At 44.0% G+C, this 1,905-nt stretch carries 2 protein-coding genes; both read left to right on the forward strand.

Annotated elements, in window-relative coordinates; translation table 11 throughout:
* Positions 1 to 850 (forward strand): type 2 periplasmic-binding domain-containing protein (locus tag CHI14_RS25375; RefSeq protein WP_141236730.1); only part of this gene is annotated, 850 nt, incomplete at its 5' end.
* 347 nt (positions 851 to 1,197) lie between these two features.
* A partial coding sequence (locus CHI14_RS25380) for an extracellular solute-binding protein (protein WP_141236731.1) occupies positions 1,198 to 1,905 on the forward strand: 708 nt, incomplete at its 3' end.

A 1,905-nucleotide genomic window follows, 5' to 3' on the forward strand; every position in this document is an offset into this window, starting at 1 on the left:
CTTTGTTCAAAAAGACGACCAATACAAATCCAAAATTGCCAGCGGCCGTGTACTCGGTTTGATTGACCAGGACTGGAACTATGGTGAAGCTGAAAATGCCCTCAAAGCAGCGGGCAAAGATGACAGCACGTATGCTCACTTCTCTGTATCCCTGAACGAGGATATCGTGGATCACACATTCCAGCCAACTGGATTCGACGGATACGGAATCGGGATTTCAACAACGGCCAAAGATCCGGTACGAATCATCAAATTCATGGATTGGCTTGCTTCAGATGAAGGTCAAGTGCTGAGAAACTGGGGAATTGAAGGTCAACACTATAATGTTGAAAACGGCAAACGTGTCATTCCTGACGAAGTTCAGGATCGCAAAGTTAACGACAATTCAGCATTTACCAAAGAAACGGGTATTGGTCTGTACAATATCTTCAGCGCGAGATATGGCGACGGGGTAAAAGATTCTACGGACAATTACTACACAACCAACTTCCCTGAACAGATCCAAGCGGGCTACACTCCAGCTGAGAAGGAAACGCTGAAAGCATATGGTATTACAACATGGAAGGATTTCTTCCCATCCGAAGATGAACTGAAATTGAAAGACTGGGGCGCTGCGTACAATATGCCGGTTCCATCGGATACTGACTACAACGTAACATTCCAGAAAACACAGGATATCATCCGCAAACGGATCCCTGAAGCTATTCTGGCGAAGCCTGAAAACTTCGATCAAGTCTACGACAGCCTCCTCGCTGAACTCGACAAAGCAGGGGCAGTAGAGATGGAGAAACAGTACACCGTATGGGTGAAGGAACGTGTAGCCCTGTGGACTGGTAAAGATGTGAAATAACTGAAAATTTCAGAAAATGGACTATAATTTAAAGCTTTTGTTTCGCAGAAAGAGGCCTTGTAAAAAGGCCTTTTTTTGTTGTTGACGGGACGGGTAGGATAGCATATAATCATTGATGTAAGCACTTTCAGTAAGCGTTTTAAAGTAGGTTTCGAAAACGTTTTACCATTGTTAGAAGCATTGAAGTGATGTGTCCATACAATATATTTTAGGCTTACAAAAAGTATGGATTGGTCTTATGGTAAGCGCATACAGAAATGCGCTCCAAAAGTGGTATTCGCAGGCTTAGCCTGTTATACAGATAAAACCTTCATAATAATAGGGGGAACTAGACAATGAGAGGCAAAATGAAAGGCAATACACCTAAGACTTTTGCAATGTTGATGCTCGCAAGTGCGCTGTTGGTTACTGCTGGTTGTGGAAATTCGGGGAGCAAAAGTGCTTCTGAAGATTCAAACGGTACCGATCCGGTTACATTTACGTTCTTTGGTGCTGATGCAAGTCCGACTTGGAACAAGATGCAAGATGCCGTTGGTAAGGAAATTACCAAGCAAACTGGCGTTACAATTGAAGCAGAATACGATGTAAACAATGGTGGCGATCAAAAAATTGGTCTCATGGCTGCCAGCGGTGATTATCCTGATATCATTTTCCCAAAAGGTAACTTGTCTAAGCTGGTAGATGCTGGCGCGATGATTGACCTCACGGATCTGATTGAGGAGCATGCACCAAACCTGAAGAAAATCTATGGCGATCAGATGAATCGTTTGAAATACAGCACGGAAGATCCATCCATCTACACGATCCCAACCAATATGGGTGTAGATAATATGACGTTTGACGCAACAGGCGGTTTTGAAATTCAGCAGAAAGTGTTGAAAGAGCTCGGCTACCCTGAGGTGAAAACACTTGAGGATTACGAGAATGTACTCAAAGCCTATTATGAGAAACATCCAACCATTGATGGACAGCCAACGATTCCGCTGACATTGAACGCGGATGACTGGAAGATCATGATTACGGTAACCAACCCGGCATTCCAGGCAACAGGCGCT

This window comes from Paenibacillus sp. 7516, assembly GCF_002272715.1.
GTDB lineage: Bacteria > Bacillota > Bacilli > Paenibacillales > Paenibacillaceae > Paenibacillus > Paenibacillus illinoisensis_A.